This window comes from Acinetobacter corruptisaponis (assembly GCF_030053775.1).
Lineage (GTDB): Bacteria > Pseudomonadota > Gammaproteobacteria > Pseudomonadales > Moraxellaceae > Acinetobacter > Acinetobacter corruptisaponis.
On the sequence record NZ_CP125670.1, the window covers coordinates 114799 to 134799 of the forward strand.

A 20001-nucleotide genomic window follows, 5' to 3' on the forward strand; every position below is an offset into this window, starting at 1 on the left:
GGTAATGTATTAACAAGAATATTCAACAGCCATATCAGAGTATAGGTAACTCAAGCTTACAAATGTCTCTAACAATTTAATACTGAACCGTACCGGGTTTGTCGGAGAGTCAATATTCTGAGAGACTATCCCGATGACAAAATTAAAATATACTCCTGAAATCAGAGAAAGAGCGGTTCAATTATTGATTGAATCTGAAAAAGATTATCCATCGAACTGGGCAGCAGTTTCCGCAATTGCTCCTAAAATTGGCTGTACTCCTGAAACTCTAAGTGTTTGGTATCAAAAATACTTAGATCAACAAAACCCAATTAAAGTACAACAGATATCTGATCAAGAAAAAATGAAGCAAATGGAACGTGAAATTAAAGAATTAAAGCGTGCCAATGAAATTCTACGTAAAGCAGCCGCTTTTTTCGCCGAGGCGGAGCTCGACCGCCCATACAAATAATGGTGGATTTTATCCATAACAATAAAGATCGATATGGTGTTGATGCGATTTGTAGGATTTTACCGATCGCAGCTTCAACCTATTACCGAACTTTAGATCTCGCTGACAATCCAGAACATCGAGCGAAACGAGATCTACATGATGAGCATCATGCTGAACAAATTAAACGAATTTGGAAGGAAAGTTCAGGTCGATATGGTGTACGTAAAGTCTGGCAAAAATTAAAACGTGAGGGTTATGTTATTGCACGTTGTACAGTTGCTCGATTGATGCAAAAGCTAGGTATACAAGGTGTTTGGCGTGGTAAGAATAAACAAAGCACCCGTAACCGAGATGACCAAAAAAGGGCAGATGATTTAGTGAAACGTAATTTTAATGCTGATCATCCAAACCCTTGCGAAGCAATGCTTCTCAGGTGGGTGACTTTACCTATATTCAAACTCATTCAGGCTGGGTATATACCGCATTTGTTATTGATGTGTTCTCACGAGCCATTGTTGGATGGAAAGTATCTACACGGATGAATACAGATATGGTGCTCGATGCATTGGAGCAAGCATTGCATGATCGAGGCATGCCAAAGAATGTGATTCATCATTCCGACAGGGGTGTGCAATATCTTTCGATTCGTTATACCAATCGTTTAGAAGCAGCAAATTTAAGAGCATCAGTCGGTACGACTGGTGATTCATACGATAATGCTTTGGCTGAAACAGTGAATGGCTTATACAAAACAGAGGTGATTGAATATTTAAAAGCAGATTGGCAAGGTTTAGCGGATGTACAGCTTGCGACACTAAACTGGGTAGATTGGTTCAATAAAAAGCGTGTACACAGTGCACTGGGTTATGTGTCGCCTTTTGAGTTTGAAGCAATGTACTATGATAAGATTAACCCGTTAGGTCAGGTGGCCTAACTTAAATAAAAAAGTCTCCGACAAACCCGGTACGGTTCAATACTACCCAAAGACATTCCCTCTCCAGTGATCGATACAAGCTTCTCATCAGGACGTATTTGAATCAACACATCGGTACATTCAGTTTCTATATGTGGTTCATTGAAAAGTATTGTTCTGTTCTGATCTATAGGACTTACAAATGTTTCATAAATTGCAATCATCGGATGCTTTGTTTCGAGTACTTCATTATCCTTTTGAACAAAAAACTCATAACCATCAGCTAGTCTCAACAAATTGTATGCCAAGAAAAAGATCTTACCATGCACTATCTCTACAATATCATCGTGCTTTGCTGTAAGTAGTGCAGATGTAGGATGGATAAGGAACTCATAACCCGATCCTGAATAAAAAGTCTCACTTTCAACAAAGACTTTAATCACAGATTTTGGTCTTTCAATTTGAATAATTACTCTTTTTTCAGGAATTTGTGGATAGTAAATTTGAAAAGAAAGAAATTGCTCATCATCTTCAAAAGGATCTAGTATCACTAAATCCTTTTGGATTAAACGATCAGCAACTAATCCATCTACGAAAGATTTTATAAAATCATTCTGCATACTGGAGAGATCTAATTTCTCAACTTCTGGTACGTTGCCAATCTTAAACATTTTCTTATCCTTTTTAACTATTTCTGTTCAAGTAGTTTTGCTGCCTTATATGGTTTCAAAGCGATTAGATCCACTTTACAAGCTGCACCTGCTGTAAGTGCATCAGCTCCCCCCATTGGAGAATTTATTGCATTTATCTTATTGCAGATTTGGTAGACAGAGTTCACAGCACTCATCGAATTATTCCATGCTGCATCTTTACTTTTTGCAGGGTTAGAGGCTTTTATTGTATCGGCTAAGCCATTTAGTTTTTTCTCAATACCTGCATAACATTGGATTGCATCACCATAGGAAGAATCAGCACAGTTATATTTAATTTCCTGAATATTACTGAACTCAGTCTCAAACTTATTATTAGCTAATGTTAAAGTTGAAACAGATAACAACGCAGAAAATAGAACTGTTTGTATTTTCATTTTTTCATCCTCACATTAAAGTTTTGCGTAAATAGCAGCATTAAGACTGGCTTTGCAATATGAAGAACTGACATTTTCAGCTGATCCCGTTTTGAGCTTATTGCATTCAGACTCAATTTGATTTTTAAACTGATTAAATACAGAACTATTCTTTTGAGCATTCAAAGAAACCATCGTATTTTTAACTGATGTATAAATACCAATATATTTTTGATCTGTCTCTTTAACATTCAGAGATAACGGATTGTCCTGTAATTTCTGAACAGCTTGATAATACTGATTATCAAGACCTGTATTCGCAACAGCACTGGTAGCATAAATGCTTACAGAGAGAGCACTACATAGGATCAAACCAATTTTTTTCATAAAATTCTCCTTACTCGTAATTATGGATATTCAGGGAAATAGGTACGAATATGTGATTTAAATTGAGATCCTGATACTGCTTCAGCACCAGTGATGACCCCATCACCATTCACATCCCATGCAGGGTTATCTCTAAACACATCAGGGTATCTAGCAATTGTATAGCCTCCACTTGGTACACCCATGACTAGACTATACAATTGGCCTAAACTTGTTGGTTTTGACTCACGTAAACCACGATCCTTAAAGTACTTCTCAACATATTTCATCTGATCTGAGAATGATAATGCACCGAACTGGTCTCTAGTCATTCCCCAATAGTCCCATTGGCTTCTAGGCGTATTCTTATTACCTGTGCCGTCAGTATATTGCATGAATTGAATAAGTCCTGTTGCAGATCCTTTAGGGTTTCGTGCATTTGTACTAAATGAACCTGCTGTTTCAAAACTAATTACCGCTGCCAAGTCATTAGGATTTGCACCTATATTCTTCGCTACTCTAATAATTGCATCTTTCTGTTCTTGAGTTAATGCTTTAGATCCACTGCGTTTAGTTACAACAGACGTTGCAAGTTGATAATCAGAAGCGGTAGGAGGAAGATCTTCAAGTTCTAAGTTACTAATTAAAGCTATGCTTCGACCGCTTTCAATTGCCTGTCTTAATTCCTCTACTTTTCCTGCTATATATTTGGCCTTTGCAATGGTATAGGCAGCAAGTAATGCTTCGATGCGTTCATTTTGACGCATCAATTCAGTTTTTATATGATTACGGGCAACTTCCATATTAAGAAGTTCAACCCATAATGATCGATTTGAGGCTTTTATAATATCTTGTGCCCATCCTGAAGATGAGAACCGCCTATACGCTAAATCTTCTATATGCCCTTTAACCGTCTGATCATCACCAATATCAATTTTAATTGGCTCTTGTTCACCTATCTGGCCAGTGTCCCTGAAGATGTCTTCAAGCTCTCTGTAAGTGACGTTTGGATCATAGGCCTGCGCCTCAGTGATCGTTCCATCCTCAAGAGCTTTTTGTCTTGCCTCAATAACCGATATATTTAATTTCGCAAGTTGCTCATCAGTAGCTCCATAACCCTGCGGTAAAGGAAATTTTAGGCCTGAAAATTTCGGCTGCGATGCACCAGATCCTACTGGTAAACTTGCTCCATAAAGAATGTTAAATTGTTGCCGAATTGTTGATCCTAGATAGTTCTTATATGCACTCGCATTAATCGGTATATCATCTTTAAGATAAGGCGTAGGATCTGTAACATAGTAGCCACTTAAACCATTTCTGTTTGCGCCGACCGATTGAATGTTTTGAAAAGGATTAGCATCAGCTCCCTTACTGGAATTGCCTAACCATGCGTTACGTGCTCTGGTACTTTCTTTTTGAGGGACAGCATAGTCAAAATGTAAATGAGTACCACGAGATACACCCGTGTTCCCCATCGTACCAATAAATTGCCCTTTTTTTACTTCTGTTCCGACATTAATTGGTGATCGATTTGCCAAGTGCAAATATTGATAAACATCGTTATTGTCTTTTCTTCTTATTCGTATGAAATTACCGCCACCATTTAACCAGTCATTTGCTATAACTGTACCATCAGCAATAGCATAAAGTTTATGGTCGCCATTAGTATTGACAATATCCAGACCTGCATGTGTACGTGCTGATCCATCCGAATTAGTACGCCCCATTCCAAAACGGGTAGTAACAATTAAATTACCAGATAAGGGCATTTCCCCTATGGCAATATTTGTTGGCTTTCCTGTCTGACCACTTGGCTGATTATATTCAAATTGCATTGAAGCATGGACATCACCATACATCAGAGCACAGAGAACAACGCAAAGTTGCTTCTTTGAATTAAAAATTGTCATTTATGCCTCTTTATCATTCAGTGGTAAACCATCTGAATATCTAATTTTGAATATCTAATTCTGTGTTCAATTTTCTTCTAAACTGCTGAATTATGCAAGTTTTATAGCATAATGTTTTTATTTTTTAGATATATCTAATTTTTAAAAAACCTTTACAATTCTAAAATTGACTACCATATTGATTTATTTATACTTACCTTATGTATATAAATATTAAAAAAGGAGATGGTCATGAATAATCTTCCTTACTCTGAGGGCGGTTTGGATGGTGGAATGTTTCATCCATCAGTCCTCGATAGAAAAGAACGTGAGTATCAGCAATACATGGATACTCAAACACCTATTGCTGCTCAAAAAATACGAAATTTTGTAAATGGGAACAATAACCATAGTTTAGGTCAAGCTCTACCAAATGAAGTTTTATATGATCAAAACTATGTTAATCAAATCGCAAATGAGTTAGAGCGAGTTAAATTACAGTTATTACTCACTCAACGTGAATTGAATTTAAAGAATAATCAACTCAATGATGCTTATTTGAATATTTCTAAAGGCAATGCAACAATTAATCGTCTTGATGATTTAATTGATGATTTAAAAGCAAAACTTAGTTCATCCAAATAACATTGTTAAAAAAAAAAAGAGTTTCTTAAGAAACTCTTTTTTTTATTTCAATTAATGCCGTGAATCTTGTGATAAGCCTCTATTATCCGTATTCAATGATTGGAAATTTCTTGATTGTGGTAAGTATGGCGCATTGCCTGTTTTAGATAACTGATTTTGACCCGATACAGGCGAGAACGTCATACTGGAGAAATTTGGTATAGCCATTCTATTCGCATTATTGAATGAAGATAACTGTGCAGTGCCTAATGTAGCTTGCTGAGAAAGCCCCTGTCTTGCGTTATAAGCACCATAAGCAGCTAACCCACCTGCAATACCCCCTCTCGCAATACCTTGCCCTACTGCTCTCCCAACATTGTTCTGTTGAGGAGCTGCTCCTACAGAACTAGGATTAGCATTAGGCAAACTAGAAACTGATCCTGATGGCTTTGCTGTAGATCCAGATCCACGATTAACTAAAACAGTGCCATCACCACCCTGCGGTCTTTGCCCTTGTCCACCACCGCCACCATTTGGATTAGGTGAAGCACCCTGTCCACCAGATCCACCACTACCACCATAATATCCTGCTGCTTTAGGTGCTGCACTACCAGCATTATGTGCAAGATTGGTCTCACCAAGAGAACGAGATAAATTCGTACCCAACCATGAAATAACACTATCAGCCAGTGTAGTCGGCAATGAAAATATCAAAAAGATGATTGGTAAAAGGATCGTGCAATACAAGATCACCCAAGCCATCAAGAAGAAAAATTGTGATAGTGCAGCAATGAATCCATTTGATGTGAATTGAGTTGCACCCATGATTGTGAAGAATACGTTTGTAGTAAAAGTAATAATAGGATCTGACAGCATAAATGCTAAATAGAATCCCATTAAAGACAACATAGGCCTGAAGAACAAAGCAATAACGGTCAAGTATCCTTGCATCTGCGAACCAACAAAGGTTCTATCAGGAATCATGTGCATAATCGACCATAAGATCAAACCAGTCATTGCCTGAAGAATGTGGAGCACCCAACCAATAACAGCCATCAAGAAGAATACATACGGTAATGTTGGGATAATAATAGCCATGTAAATTGCTACCAACTTACCCATTACCATGATTTTCCCTAACTTCTCAGATAAGTAATCAACCAAGCCAATTGCTATCTGAGCAGCTGTACCAATGTTGTCTGAGAATACTGCACCTGTTGCACCACCTACAGTTAATCCAATTCGCAGGCCAGAAATAGCACCATCCAATTGAGTTAGTACGATATGCAAAACATTACCTGTTGTTTGCATTCGAGTAATAGCATCAACATTATTGGTTGCACTAGAACCAACAAACGTATCGATAAAGACTCGCATCGTTTTCATAACTAAAGTTGTATTAGCGTCTTCTACATCAGCTGCAATACGTTTATATGAAACATCTTCACTTGTAAGATCCTCTGGAATTAAATTTTCCATATCAGACGTAGCCTGTATTTTCATTAAGATTACGCCCGATTCTAATGACCTCAATTGCATTTATTGCTGGTGTGATACCACTGGTATTAGCCACAGGTGCTGGTGCAGAAATGCGTCATGCCATGGGTATCGCTGTTTTCTCTGGAATGCTGGGCGTGACAATCTTTGGTTTGCTGTTTACACCCATTTTCTATGTCGTCATTCGTAATTTTATTCTGCGTAGAGAACAGGCCAAAGCACTGGTACAGGAGGGTTCAAAATGAAAAATTTAACACTTCATTTAAACCGATACACCTTCCTCAAGAAAATGAGTGTACTAACCACTGCCACTATTCTTGCAGGATGTTCAATGGCACCCATATATGAGCGACCTGTCTCTCCTGTGTCGGAACACTATCCAACAGGAGAGGCTTATCCAGGGCTGCAAGTGAACAATGGAAAGCAAACAGTCGCAGCCGATATTGGCTGGCGTGACTTTTATACCGATCCTGTCTTACTCCAACTCATCGATCATGCATTGAAAAACAATCATGATTTTAAGGTGACAGCTTTAAATGTTGAGGCGATAGAAGCACAGTATCGTATTCGTCGTGCTGACCGTTTACCGCATGTGGGTGTTACCGCAGAGTCAGCCAGTCAGCGTTTACCGTCTGATCTTGCTTATAACCCCCGCATGTATCAGGTTGGTGTTACTTCGGTCGCATGGGAAGTCGATTTATGGGGCCGAGTACGCAGTCTGAGTGATCAGGCTTTACAGAACTATTTGGCTTCTAAAGAGGTCCAGACAGCATCACAGTTAAGTCTGGTATCCGCAGTTGCTAATGCTTATCTGGTCTATAAGGCCGATCAGGAAACGTTAGGTTTAACCAAGGCGACTTTGGCGACACAGCAGAAATCCTATGACTTGACCAGGAAACTTGTTGATGTTGGTAATGCAACCCGATTTGATTTACGTCAAGCTGAAATAGGACTGCGCACCGCACAAACCAATTATGCAAAATTCTTGCGTATTACTGCACAGGATCGTAATGCTCTGGTGTTACTTCTGGGTTCACCATTAACACAGGAATTGGCGGCCCAATTGGACCAGTCCCCCAAAATTCCTGATCAGGTTGTTATGCAGGATATACCAGTTGGTTTGCCATCGGATCTACTTCAACGTCGTCCAGACATTCGTGCCGCAGAACATAAGCTTCAGGCTGCGAATGCAAACATTGGAGCAGCCCGTGCAGCATTTTTTCCATCCATTACCCTAACGGGTTCGGCGGGTACGGCAAGTTCCAGTCTGGATAATCTATTTAATGCAGGTACAGGTGCATGGAGTTTTATGCCCAAGATTAACTTGCCCATATTTAATGCAGGTTTAAATCAGGCAAATCTGGATCGCTCACACATCATGAAGCAGATTGAAGTCATCAACTATGACAAATCTATTCAAACAGCTTTTCGTGAAGTTGCTGATGGGCTGGCTGGCAAGTCCACACTAGATGAACAGATCAAATCGCAGCAGCAAATGATTGCGGCCAGCCAGGATGCCCATAAGTTGGCAACCTTACGTTTTGATGCTGGTGAAGATAATTATCTCGCAGTCCTCGACTCACAACGAACTCTGTATGCATCTCAGCAGGCACTTATACAGACCCGCCTGGAACGCCTGAATAATCAGGTCAACCTCTACAAGGCATTAGGTGGAGGCTGGAATGAACATACCGTACAGATTGAACGTAAATCTTTGAAATAGCACATCGATGGAATTCATCTTTTGATGGAAAGAGATGAATTCCTGACAAGATGAAACAGAATATGAGGTCATATAAATGAAATTTATTATCCATGATATAGAAAACTTCCCATTTGTTGAGTTTAAGCAAGATCAGGCAGTTCCAGGTTATTCACCTCAATGGCAGTTGGAAATGCAGGAATTCTTGGAAATGAGCAGTCCGTTTGTGATTGTTTATGATCAATTATCAATGCAAGAAACACCTGAAGACTTTAAACAACGTGGTCTTTGGCTTAAAAACCATAAAGATGAACTTAATCAGTTATGTAAGGCAATTATCTGCATTGAACCTGATCAGGAAAAAAGAGTTGCCATCAGAAAGATGACGGAAATGGCTGTAAAGGCATTTGGCATTCCTTATGAAATCGTCAATACCAGGGAAGACGCCGAACGGATTGTGGATGAACTTATTCAAGTCTAAGGTGAATATGATGAACACTATTTATATCAATCAATTGAAGCAAGATGTTGATGGTCAAGGGAAAAAATCAAAGCCTTTTTTCATGACATTCTTACTCATTCTTATGACGTTAGGATTAGCTTCAATTTCGCATGCAAAAGCACCGATCAATACAGCTTTGGAAACCGTGGAGAGCTATCTTAATATCTGGAATGGTACGCAGCCAGATGACCTGACTAAAGTTCTTGACACGAATGTTGAGTATTTCAATACAAGTAATGAAGAAAACCGTAAAGGTACAGCATCTGTAATTGAGGTACCCAAGTTTTTATTAACAGTCATTCCTGATCGGAAGATGACGCTTACATCCCCGCCACTCATTGTTGGTGATAAGGTTGCTGTCGAATGGCAGCTTCAGGGAACCCTCAATAAAAAAGACCAGTCTGGTAAAAAAGACGCAAAAGTAATCACTTTTAAAGGTGCTTCATTTTTTGAGGTTAAAAATAATAAGATTATATACATCGGTGATTACTACAACAATCATCCATTGCGTAGTCAGTTAGAGCCATAATCAGGAGTGCTATAAAATGTCTTCGCAGGGATTGATTTAAATCAGGCAGATCAGCATTATTTAAATCAAGTTGCCATGTCACTGAATACTCGTCCTAGAAAAGCGTTAGATTGGCTTACACCATTAGAGAAATTTGCTCAGCTTGTTGATTATCATAAGACTTTTCAAACTGTCGCACCTCATGTTTGAATTCGCCCTAATATAAAAGCTTATTTTCAATAAAAAACACATCATAATACCCCCTTGCCTTTTAACCACAAAAATATTGAAGTTATTATTTAGAAGCAATTAATAGAAAAATAAACAAATCTTTTTTAAACAAGCTACTAGGGTGTGTTGACACTTTTAGCTTAAAAAAATAGCGAAGTAGTAAAATCAAATCGCCAAACCCAATTTTACTATTCGCTATGCCTCGTACCATGCTGACAGATCAACACTGGCAAAAGTTGAAAGTTATTCTGCGTAATTTATCCATTCACCACAACTCAAATTTACGCAATTTTATTGAAGCTATTCTCTATAGAATTAGAACAGGCTGTCCGTGGCGAGATATTCCTTCTTGTTTTGGTCATTCAAACTCTATTTTCAAACGTTTTAATCGTTGGTCAAGCAGCGGTAAGTTACTTAGATTATTCAAATTGCTAGCCTCATGCCCCGATATGGAGTGGATTTTTATTGATGGCTCTCATGTACGTGCTCATCAACATTCTGCCGGCATAGCGAATCAATCTATTTCTAAAAGTGTAGGAGGAAACTCCTCAAAAATACATTTGATTGTTGATGCACATGGCAATCCTATTGATTTCATAATTACCGATGGGACCACACATGATGTTAAAGTTGCACCTGATTTAATATCAACATTAGATTTAAAAGAGACAAAAGTGGTATGGGCAGATAAAGGCTATGATTCAGAACCACTGCGTGAACAGATCAGGAAAACAGGGACTAAAGCGAATATACCAAAGAAAACGAATAGCCAATCTAACAATGACCATATGGACTGGTATTTATATAAAATCAGGCATTTAGTTGAAAATATGTTTTGTAGATTAAAGCAATTTAGAGGAATAGCTACTCGATATGACAAGCTCAAAAGAAATTATCAAAGTTCTGTTGCTTTAGCCTGTATATTTTTATGGCTACCTTTATAGGGTTAATTATGAACAGTAAATGTCAACAGACCCTAGTCATATTTTATAACAAGAAAAAATAAACCATGGCTTTTGGGTTTATGAATAGACTCAATAATGCCCCCCAATTACTCATTGATCGGTAAAAAAGGTAAGACAGCTTTTCGCTCTCTTCTTAGCTTAGGAATTTCTGAATTATAGCCCATAAAATCAGCAACGCACTCTAACGCTGTCATACAGCGTTAGAGGGATAATGATCTCAAGATTGTATTGCTTGGGCTGTCTAATTTGCCGTATTAGACACCATCACCATCACCAGCCCAAACCATATCCACTTTTTTAAGCATTGCTTAATGCACTGGCTAAATCACCAGTACCCTTCAAGTCAGACACCTGTCCCTCCAAAGGCTGACTAAATTCAATACGCTGAATCTTTGCTGCCCGCTCTGCGGAGAACACTGGGATTTGACTCATCGCAAATTCAGACAGTGCGGTAATGGTTAGTGAGGGATTCACACCTAAATTCCCAGGTACAATCGAACCATCTAATACGCGTAAATTTTGATAACCAAAGACTTGACCAGTGAAGTCCACAACGCCATTCGACTTGTCATTGCCCATCGCGACACCACTCATAATATGTGCTGTCGTTGGCGTTCCCAGTAGAATTTCAGTAAGTGCAGAACCAGGTTCTCCACCTAACTTTTGTGCAATCATTTTAGTGGCTTCTTCAGCCGCAGGGAATGAAACGGTGAGTGGCGTGTCCCCTTCTTTTTGCACAGCAGTGATACTATTTTTGAACAGTCGATACCACTTTCTACGCCATTCAAAATGAATGAATGCTTCAGACTTTTGCATCACCAATAAAATGATAGAGTCTTTGGCTTTACCCTTATAACGCAGTACTTTAAAGGTTTTTAAGGGATGTAACAGTGTATTGAACACAAACTTCATAAAGCGCATAAAGCCCTGACCAGTCACCATAGGCACGTATGGAATATAAATCCATGAAGCATCCGCACCTTCAGGGAAACGTGTGACCTCGATATTGGTATCTGCATCGACTGAAATAAAGGAGCTGATAGCCACACCATCATCCAGTTTTTTACCAGTATTGTTCACTGTGGTCAGGGTTTCCGAGTTCGTCCGAACTTCCTGTCCCAGCAATGAAGAAATATTGGGTAAAGTTTTATGCTGATCACGCATTTTTAACAACATCGGTACCGTACCCATTACACCCGCAGATAACACCACCCCACGACTGCGCAAACTATACTGACGAACATTCTTTCCTAAAGTTTCTTTGACTATTACTTCGTAACCTGCGCTACCATCTTCATTCAGTGGTGTAATTTTCACCACTTCAGAACTTGGACGAATTTCAACGCCATTACGCTCAGAAAAATACAGGTAATTTTTCATCAGGGTATTTTTGGCATTATTACGACAGCCCAACATACAAGCGCCACAATAAATACAGGAGTTACGATCTGGCCCCTCTCCATTGAAATACGGATCTTTCGCTAATTGTCCTTCTTGACCAGCTACTTGCGAAAAGAAGACCCCCGTATTCACCGTTTTAAATGAATTTGCATATCCAATTTCACTCGCAACTTCTTTTAACGTTTCGTCTGCAATATTGGTATAAGTATTATTCGCTGTACCCAACATACGTTGAGCGAGACCATAAAACGGCTTTAAGGTTTCTTTCCAGTCTTTACGAATCTTGGTCCATGCCTCAGACTCAAAAACAGCATCAGGTGGAATTAAATGTACATTGGCATAAATTTGTGAGCCCCCACCGACGCCCACCCCATGCAAAATGGTGGTTTTACTGGTGAAAGTAAATTGCATCGTACCTCTGAATCCCAGTTCAGGCCGCCACAAATAGTTTTTGGTGTCTAAATTTGTAGTTGGAAAATCCTTGTCTTCACGGCGTAATCCTTTCTCCAAAATCAGGACTTTATAGCCCTTTTCACTAAGGCGTAAAGCACTGACCGATCCACCAAAGCCTGAGCCAATCACGATTTGATCAAAATCAAAATCTTTATTATTCATCCTATTAACTCCTTTAAAAGTTTTATTTTTCTGTTTTTAAATACACTAATTCCTTCACTTCAAAATATCCATCTTGAAGTGAAAAGTGATGTTGAGGTTTTTAAATTTAAGCGCTTATGACTTCATCCGAATCAATAAATTCAACAGCCAATTGGCAAATTTTCCGTAAGGCGGCGCGAGAAACTTCAAGCTCGAAAAACCCGCCTGATAAAACACAGGACGCATTTTGGAAAAAGTCAAAAAGCCTTCATAGCCATGATAATGCCCCATCCCGCTGGCACCGACCCCACCAAATGGCAAGTCATGCTGCCCGACATGAAATAAGGCATCATTGACCGAAACCCCGCCCGACATAACTCGGCTGATATAAAATTCGACTGAGCTTTTATTATTGCTAAATGGATAAAAGGCCAATGGACGATCACGCTGCACAATATAGTCCACTACCTCTTCAGGCTTCTGGTAGGTTTTGACCATCAAGATCGGACCAAAGGTTTCACGCGTATCAATTTCCATCTCATCATTGCTGTTCAACACCAAAGTCAGTGGAAATTTTCGTGTCGCAGCATCTGGCTCTTGCTGATTTAAATTAATCAAACTTGCCCCTTTGGCTTCAGCATCTGCCAAGCTATGCACTAAGCGCTGAAATGCGCGCTCATCAATCACAGAAGTATAATCTTTGCTATGAATATCAGGCACATGTTCCTGAACCCACGCTGCCGCGGCTTGAATAAATGCTTGTAACTTCGACTCATGCACAAATAAATAATCGACATTGGTACAAATTTGTCCCGCATTAAACTGTTTCACAAACATAATGCGTTCTACAGCTTTATCGATGGGGTATTCAGGGTCAATCACCGCAGGAGATTTACCACCCAGCTCCAAAGTCACTGGCGTCAAGTTTGGTGCAGCAGCAGCCATGACTTTACGCCCTGTCGCACCAGAGCCAGTAAACATCAGGTGGTCAAACGGCAATTTTGAAAATGCGATGCCTACTTCACCCGTCTCATCGAAAATCTGTAATTTTTCCGCTTTAAAGTATTTGGGGCTTAACTCCATCAGCAATTCGGCCAAATGTCTTGAATTTTCAGACATTTTAACCATAGCGGTATTTCCCGCAGCAAACACGGCCGACAACTGTGAAAACATCAAATTGATGGGGAAATTCCACGGCACAATAATTCCAATCACGCCCAGTGGCTGAGGAATCACACGGTTCTTCGCACCAAAATACAGGCTATGATCGACATGTCGTTTTTGTACTTTCGTCCATTGCTTCAAATGTTTGATGCTGCCGTTAATGTCATCCGTGACAGTAATAATTTCTGCCAATAAGGTTTCATGGCGTGAACGATTTCCATAATCACGATTCAAGGCGTCAATAATTGCTTCACGGTGATTGTTAATCAATGCTTTTAAATTCAGTAAATGTTGCTTGCGTTGTTCAATCGTTTCAATGCCTTGCTGATGAAAGCTTTTGCGCTGTAATTGAAAACAATCGTGCAATGTCTGTTCTATCACTGTTTGCTCGATATGAGACTGAACCGTAAGTTGCATATGCTTTTCCTTTCACGGCTAAAAATGGTGATTCAATACTTCTTTTCTATGTTGGTTGAGATAATCTCTTATCCTACTTTAACAAATGACTTGAATTATGCTTGACTTTTTAGGACACTAAATTGATCTTTTAGGACAACACGGAATGTTGTAATGGGAAGTTATATTCGTGCAGCCAGCCTCGGCGGTTTTGAAGACTTAGTCCGTAGTTATGGCATAAACCCTATAGGAATCTTGAAAGAGATCGGGATTTTACCTGCTTTACTCCGCGATCCAGATTCATTTATTCATTATGATCATTATTTAAATTTATTGGAAAAAGCGGCCTTAGCCTGTCAGGATGACTGCTTCGGTTTAAAACTCGGCGCACTCCAAAATATTAGCACAATCGGTTTGATTGGCGTCTATATGTCCCGACAAACGAGCATACTTGAAGCCTTAAGCGTGGCGCAAAAGTATGTCTATTTACATGCTGAAGGCGTTGTCTTTCACGTCTCGCAACATAATGCTCTGTTCTGTAAGCTGAACTTTGTGCGTTTAAGTGAATACAACACCGATGTACCACAAAAATCACAACTGGCCATTTGCCTTGTCGCGAATATTTTAAAAGATTTGATTGGCCCACAGTGGCATGCAGAAAAAATTTGCTTCAAGCAAAAAGCACCACAAAAAGGAGCTCAAACTTTCCAAGCACATTTTTCCTGTCCAGTGGAATTTGAAACCGATGAGGATGCGCTTTATTTTCCCGCAAGCTTTTTAAGCTATAAACCCTATAATTTTAATGAAGATGCCATTAATCAACTAATCGTACAGCAGCTTGAAACACAAAGCAGCACCAAAACTGAAGACAATACCGCACTGATAGAGAGTTCAGTCCGCATGCTGATGGCGACAGGAGACTGCAGCATTGAAAATATCGCACTCTGTATGGGAATGCATCCGAAAAAGCTTCAGCGCGCTTTAAAAATGCAAGGAACAACCTATCGAGATATACTCGAAAATGTCCGAAAAAAAGAAGCGCTTCGTATGCTTGATGCAGGCAATGTGAATTTGACAGATATTGCTCTACAGTTGGGCTATGCAGAATTATCTATTTTCAGTCGCAACTTTAAAAGCTGGTTTGGCGTTCCTCCAACCGAGTTAAGAGACAAAAGTCGAAGCCATATTGTATGACTTCTGGTTTTGCTACTTCGTTAAATAAAAAGTACCCAACGAATTCAAGCATATAGTTTAAATCCATTGAATGTCACTCTAATCAATACAGACTCAATTGATTATTTCGGGAAAACAAAGGATGCGACCAAACGTGCCCCCCAACCTTTCGGGCTGCCGTCAGTATCATCAACCCAATATCGAGCACCACCGCCCACACTAATGGCCTGACCATTTAGGCGAATCACTTTGGTCACAGTCAAGTTGACAGGAACTGTGGCTTCTTCTGCATTCCAGTCATATGTCGTTTCAGTATTCAATGCCACCGTCGTACTATTTGGATAAGTGTAACTAGGGTCTGTTGACATTTACTGTTCATAATTAACCCTATAAAGGTAGCCATAAAAATATACAGGCTAAAGCAACAGAACTTTGATAATTTCTTTTGAGCTTGTCATATCGAGTAGCTATTCCTCTAAATTGCTTTAATCTACAAAACATATTTTCAACTAAATGCCTGATTTTATATAAATACCAGTCCATATGGTCATTGTTCGATTGGCTATTTGTTTTCTTTGGTATATTCGCTTTAGTCCCTGTTTTCCTGATCTGTTCACGCAGTGGTTCTGAATCATAGCCTTTATCTGCACATACCACTTTTGTCTCTTTTAAATCTAATGTTGATATTAAATCAGGTGCAACTTTAACATCATGTGTGGTTCCATCGGTAATCATGAAATCAATAGGATTGCCATGTGCATCAACAATCAAATGTATTTTTGAGGAGTTTCCTCCTACACTTTTAGAAATAGATTGATTCGCTATGCCAGCAGAATGTTGATGAGCACGTACATGAGAGCCATCAATAAAAATCCACTCCATATCGGGGCATGAGGCTAGTAATTTGAATAATCTAAGTAACTTACCGCTGCTTGACCAACGATTAAAACGTTTGAAAATAGAGTTTGAATGACCAAAACAACAAGGAATATCTCGCCACGGACAGCCTGTTCTAATTCTATAGAGAATAGCTTCAATAAAATTGCGTAAATTTGAGTTGTGGTGAATGGATAAATTACGCAGAATAACTTTCAACTTTTGCCAGTGTTGATCTGTCAGCATGGTACGAGGCATAGCGAATAGTAAAATTGGGTTCGGCGATTTGATTTTACTACTTCGCTATTTTTTTAAGCTAAAAGTGTCAACACACCCTAATAAAAATATCTCCATCGAAAATAAAGTATAAAAATTCAAAAACCATTTAATAAAGTATCAATAGAGTTAAAATACATATAGCTTACTTTTAATTTTAAAGAGGAATACAAGAAATAATTTCTTGTATTCCTGTTATAAGATTGGGAGAACCAAGTTGATAATTTCACCCATTTCTTTGGATCTATTAATTTAAGTTTCGACTTTACTTATTTGAGCTTAGCCATTTGGTCGAGTCACAATCGGGAAAATTGAATCTGGACGTTTAAACATTGCAAAGAATTTTCCAATTTTCAGTGGATTACCTTTGACTTTACTGTCTTTAGAAAGCAGGACTTTTACCCCTTCTATTTGACCTGTAATCATTTTTAGATATAAGGGCTTGGTTAAGGTTAATGTAGGGCAATCCAATGCCAAATCTTTACTTTCATCATAACGCTTAAACTGCATGACTGAGTTTTCAACCCATAATGAAAAATGCTCTTTGGTATCCGACAAAACCAGATTGATACACTGGTTTTCATTTTTTAAATTTTCCACATCTAAATTTGTCGCCATAGCTTCAAGAAATCTTTCAGTTGGTGTATGAATCAATAAATCACTCGGATCAGAAGTATTTTGTAGGGGTACATTATTTTGTAGCTCTTGAGCGCCCACCAAAAAGAAATTACGCCAAGTTGAAGCCTCAGCAGCATAGCCCAATTGACGATAAGTATTCGCCAATAAGTCTTTTGCTTGTTGGTTTTGAGGGTTATTCAACACAATATGTTTTAAAATCTCGGCAGCCCATCTATAGTCAGCTTGAGCGTAGGCATCCCGCGCATTTTTCAATGCATTGTTCTCCCCACCTGCTAACTCAATATATTTTTTTGCAACAGCTTTAGGGGGTAATGGATCTAAATTGGAAGGATGGGCATCGAACCATCCCATATAATATTGGTATACTGCTTTTACATTATGTTTTAGGGTTCCATAATAGCCATGAGCATATAGTTTTTGATCAAGTGCCGCTGGAAGCTTAATTTTTTCGGCAATTTCAGCGCCATTAAAACCAGAGTTCATATATCTCACCGTCTGATCATGCGTGAACTTATAAACATCTCGCTGGGTTTTAATAAAATCTTGAATATTGTCATTGCCCCAGACAGGCCAATGATGCTGTGCAATCAATACATCGGATGCTTTGGCATGCTGCATTGCTTGGTCTAGATAGCCCACCCATTTTAAGGCATCACGGACTTTAGCACCCCGAAGGGTATAAAGATTATGCATGGTATGAGATAGAATTTCTGCGCCGTTATAAAGTTTCAATGATGGGATAGAGAACGTTAATTCTGCTGGTGCTTCTGAACCCGGCACGTTATAAAACACAAAATCCAAGCCATCAACCGTCATTTTCTGTTCTGGTTGAGTGATCAGTTGTGTAGGCTCAAGGATGCCCATTTTTCCCACAGCAACAGCCTTACCTAAACCTGTATCCACCAATCCTTCCGCATTTTTAGGTAGAAAAGTTCCATACATATAAGTCGCACGACGTATCATGGCTGAACCTGCCATCACATTTTCACTGGTCGCTTCTTCCATAAAGCCTTTTGGCGCAATAATTGGAGTTTTTCTAGCGTTAATTTCTTCGCTAGAAAGAACGCCTAATGCACCACCAAAATGATCGATATGGCTATGGGTAAAGATAATGGCTGAAATTTTTTGCTCACCTAAATGCTGTCTAGCAAATTTAAGTGCTGCTTCAGCCGTTTCTTTAGAGGTTAATGTATCCACAATAATCCAGCCAGTATCACCCTGAATGATGGTCATATTTGCCAAATCAAAACCACGAATTTGCCAAACTCGATCTGTTACTTTAAATAGCCCAACATTGTTGTTTAATTTTGCTTGTCGCCATAGAGTGGGATTAACGGTATTTGGTGCTTGATCTTGTAAAAAACTAAATGCATCAAAATCCCAGATAACATTGCCTTTCTCACTTTTAATTTGACCTGTTGGCTTGGCAATAAAGCCCTTTTGAGCCTGATTAAACTCAGTCATATCCTCTAAGTTATACTTCGCCTTATATGTATTATTTGATTCAATGACCGCTTTTTCTACTACAGTATTTGCTGCAAAAACAGAAAATGGCAGAATAAGCATCAATGAAACTGTTAAAAACTTAATTTTCATCTTCTTTCCTTTTGATATGTGCTGAATTAGCAGGAGACTTTCACTTGGGATATGCTAGGCAGCTAACCGATAAAAGTTCTCTGCTATTTGATTTGGCGTTTTAAAATCCAAACTCTTTTGAATTCTTCGCTGATTATAAAATAACACAATGTATTTTGTAATATCTGCTTTAGCTTCATCTCTGGTTTTATAGTTGCAATGATGCACTAATTCATTCTTGAGTATGCCCCAGAAACTTTCAATCGGTGCATTATCGTAACAGTCCCCACGTTTGCTCATTGAACCTTGAAAATCACATTTTTCCAGTATCTTTCGATATTCATGGCTGCAATATTGGCTGCCTCTGTCCGAATGAACAATTAAGCCTTTCGTTGGTTTTTGATTACGAATCGCCATAGTCAGTGCATTGCAAACAAGTTGTGCGGTCATACGCTCATTTAAGCTATAGCCAACCACTTGTTTCGTGTACAGGTCTTTTACTGCTGCCAAGTATAACCAACCTTCAGCAGTCCAAATGTATGTAATATCGCTTGACCATGCAAGATTGGGCTTAGTCATTGAAAACTGTTACCCTAGTAAATTTGCGTAGATCGCTCGATTATGATCACTCTTCGTAGTTCTTTTGAAACGCTTATGACGCTTACAATACAGCTGGTTGAGCTTTTTTATTTGACGTACAGCATACGTACTGATTTTGATACCTTGCGCTTGTAAATGCTTAGTTAATCGAATATAGCCATAGCTTTGTTTAGTTTCCTCATGAGCTATTTTGACCAAAATTGTCTGTTGATTTCGCTGAACCAATCTTTTATTCATGCCTCGTTTTAGCCAATCATAAAATCGTGACACTGAAACGTGAAGTAATCTAGCCATAAAGCTAATCGGGAATAAATGTCTTTGCTGTTTCATATAGGCGTACCTTACTGACTTTCTTTCGCAAAGTACGCTGCTGCCTTTTTTAGAAATTCACGTTCCATTTCAGCTGTTTTGAGCTGTTGTTTGAGCTTTTTATTTTCTTCGAGTAAGGCATTTAGATCAGGTGAATATTGTTTAGTGCCTGCTAAGGTGCCAGTCTTTGCTTTATTATTCCAATTTGAAAGAGTTTGCATTGAAATGCCAAGTTGTCTGGCTGTTTCCGATACATTGCTTTGATTGGCTTCAATCAATTTTATTGCTTGAACCGTACCGGG

At 38.9% G+C, this 20001-nt stretch carries 14 protein-coding genes, 6 pseudogenes and 1 other annotated feature; of the genes and pseudogenes, 9 read left to right on the forward strand and 11 right to left on the reverse strand.

Features of this window, described 5'->3' with window-relative positions:
• Positions 1 to 133: 133 nt before the first annotated feature.
• Positions 134 to 1367, forward strand: a pseudogene (locus tag QLH32_RS18805) (IS3 family transposase).
• Positions 409 to 525, forward strand: a sequence feature (AL1L pseudoknot). (Overlaps the previous pseudogene by 117 nt.)
• On the opposite strand, the gene QLH32_RS18810 reads toward QLH32_RS18805, so the two are convergent.
• From QLH32_RS18810 to QLH32_RS18825, 4 genes are read right to left on the reverse strand one after another with little or no spacing between them, the layout of a single operon-like run.
• Complete coding sequence (locus tag QLH32_RS18810) at positions 1364 to 2017, reverse strand: hypothetical protein (RefSeq protein ID WP_283269465.1); 654 nt, start codon at positions 2015 to 2017, stop codon at positions 1364 to 1366. The pseudogene QLH32_RS18805 and the gene QLH32_RS18810 overlap by 4 nt on opposite strands.
• A gap of 17 nt (positions 2018 to 2034) precedes the next feature.
• A complete protein-coding gene (locus tag QLH32_RS18815) occupies positions 2035 to 2433 on the reverse strand; it encodes a hypothetical protein (RefSeq protein ID WP_129262118.1) in 399 nt (132 codons plus the stop codon).
• Positions 2434 to 2448: 15 nt separating this feature from the next.
• On the reverse strand, positions 2449 to 2799 hold the full coding sequence (locus QLH32_RS18820; RefSeq protein ID WP_044424405.1) for a hypothetical protein: 351 nt from the start codon (positions 2797 to 2799) through the stop codon (positions 2449 to 2451).
• 20 nt (positions 2800 to 2819) lie between these two features.
• Positions 2820 to 4688, reverse strand: a complete 1869-nt coding sequence (locus QLH32_RS18825) for a M23 family metallopeptidase (RefSeq protein WP_283269467.1) — start codon at positions 4686 to 4688, stop codon at positions 2820 to 2822.
• 231 nt (positions 4689 to 4919) lie between these two features.
• On the opposite strand from QLH32_RS18825, the gene QLH32_RS18830 reads away from it, so the two are divergent.
• The gene (locus QLH32_RS18830; protein WP_044424407.1) at positions 4920 to 5312 is read left to right on the forward strand and encodes a hypothetical protein; all 393 of its coding nucleotides are present in this window, start codon (positions 4920 to 4922) and stop codon (positions 5310 to 5312) included.
• Positions 5313 to 5363: 51 nt separating this feature from the next.
• Here the strand turns inward: QLH32_RS18830 and QLH32_RS18835 are convergent, their stop codons facing one another.
• Positions 5364 to 6770 (reverse strand): DotA/TraY family protein, encoded by a 1407-nt coding sequence (locus QLH32_RS18835; protein WP_283269469.1) that lies wholly within the window; start codon positions 6768 to 6770, stop codon positions 5364 to 5366.
• 23 nt (positions 6771 to 6793) lie between these two features.
• On the opposite strand from QLH32_RS18835, the pseudogene QLH32_RS18840 reads away from it, so the two are divergent.
• From QLH32_RS18840 to QLH32_RS18865, 6 genes and pseudogenes are all read left to right on the forward strand, one after another.
• Positions 6794 to 7033, forward strand: a pseudogene (locus tag QLH32_RS18840) (efflux RND transporter permease subunit); the annotation flags it as partial.
• Positions 7030 to 8511, forward strand: coding sequence for an efflux transporter outer membrane subunit (locus QLH32_RS18845; protein WP_008942231.1), 1482 nt, complete (start codon positions 7030 to 7032; stop codon positions 8509 to 8511). The pseudogene QLH32_RS18840 and the gene QLH32_RS18845, both read left to right, overlap by 4 nt.
• A 76-nt stretch (positions 8512 to 8587) precedes the next feature.
• The gene (locus QLH32_RS18850) at positions 8588 to 8971 is read left to right on the forward strand and encodes a hypothetical protein (protein ID WP_008942232.1); all 384 of its coding nucleotides are present in this window, start codon (positions 8588 to 8590) and stop codon (positions 8969 to 8971) included.
• Positions 8972 to 8981: 10 nt separating this feature from the next.
• Positions 8982 to 9521 carry a nuclear transport factor 2 family protein gene (locus QLH32_RS18855; protein ID WP_017396455.1) on the forward strand — a complete coding sequence of 180 codons (540 nt, stop codon included), beginning with the start codon at positions 8982 to 8984 and terminating at the stop codon, positions 9519 to 9521.
• Between the two features lie 27 nt (positions 9522 to 9548).
• Positions 9549 to 9710: pseudogene (locus tag QLH32_RS18860) on the forward strand (IS30 family transposase); the annotation flags it as partial.
• Between the two features lie 218 nt (positions 9711 to 9928).
• A pseudogene (locus QLH32_RS18865) lies at positions 9929 to 10694 on the forward strand (IS5-like element ISAba31 family transposase).
• Positions 10695 to 10993: 299 nt separating this feature from the next.
• Here the strand turns inward: QLH32_RS18865 and QLH32_RS18870 are convergent.
• Together QLH32_RS18870 and QLH32_RS18875 are read right to left on the reverse strand one after the other, a co-directional pair.
• On the reverse strand, positions 10994 to 12712 hold the full coding sequence (locus tag QLH32_RS18870; RefSeq protein ID WP_061403634.1) for a GMC oxidoreductase: 1719 nt from the start codon (positions 12710 to 12712) through the stop codon (positions 10994 to 10996).
• 114 nt (positions 12713 to 12826) lie between these two features.
• Positions 12827 to 14272, reverse strand: coding sequence for a coniferyl aldehyde dehydrogenase (locus tag QLH32_RS18875; RefSeq protein ID WP_061403633.1), 1446 nt, complete (start codon positions 14270 to 14272; stop codon positions 12827 to 12829).
• Between the two features lie 153 nt (positions 14273 to 14425).
• Here QLH32_RS18875 and QLH32_RS18880 point away from each other — a divergent pair, with 153 nt between their 5' ends.
• Complete coding sequence (locus QLH32_RS18880; protein ID WP_045796736.1) at positions 14426 to 15445, forward strand: AraC family transcriptional regulator; 1020 nt, start codon at positions 14426 to 14428, stop codon at positions 15443 to 15445.
• A 101-nt stretch (positions 15446 to 15546) separates the two neighbouring features.
• Here the strand turns inward: QLH32_RS18880 and QLH32_RS18885 are convergent, their stop codons facing one another.
• The 4 genes and pseudogenes from QLH32_RS18885 to QLH32_RS18900 form a co-directional block, all read right to left on the reverse strand.
• Positions 15547 to 15792, reverse strand: a complete 246-nt coding sequence (locus QLH32_RS18885) for a hypothetical protein (protein ID WP_052690212.1) — start codon at positions 15790 to 15792, stop codon at positions 15547 to 15549.
• A pseudogene (locus tag QLH32_RS18890) lies at positions 15793 to 16558 on the reverse strand (IS5-like element ISAba31 family transposase).
• Positions 16559 to 16855: 297 nt separating this feature from the next.
• Entirely contained in the window at positions 16856 to 18811 is a 1956-nt protein-coding gene (locus QLH32_RS18895; protein ID WP_000693745.1) for an alkyl/aryl-sulfatase, read from the reverse strand.
• 54 nt (positions 18812 to 18865) lie between these two features.
• Positions 18866 to 19983 (reverse strand): annotated as a pseudogene (locus QLH32_RS18900) (IS3-like element ISAba21 family transposase).
• Positions 19984 to 20001 lie beyond the last annotated feature (18 nt).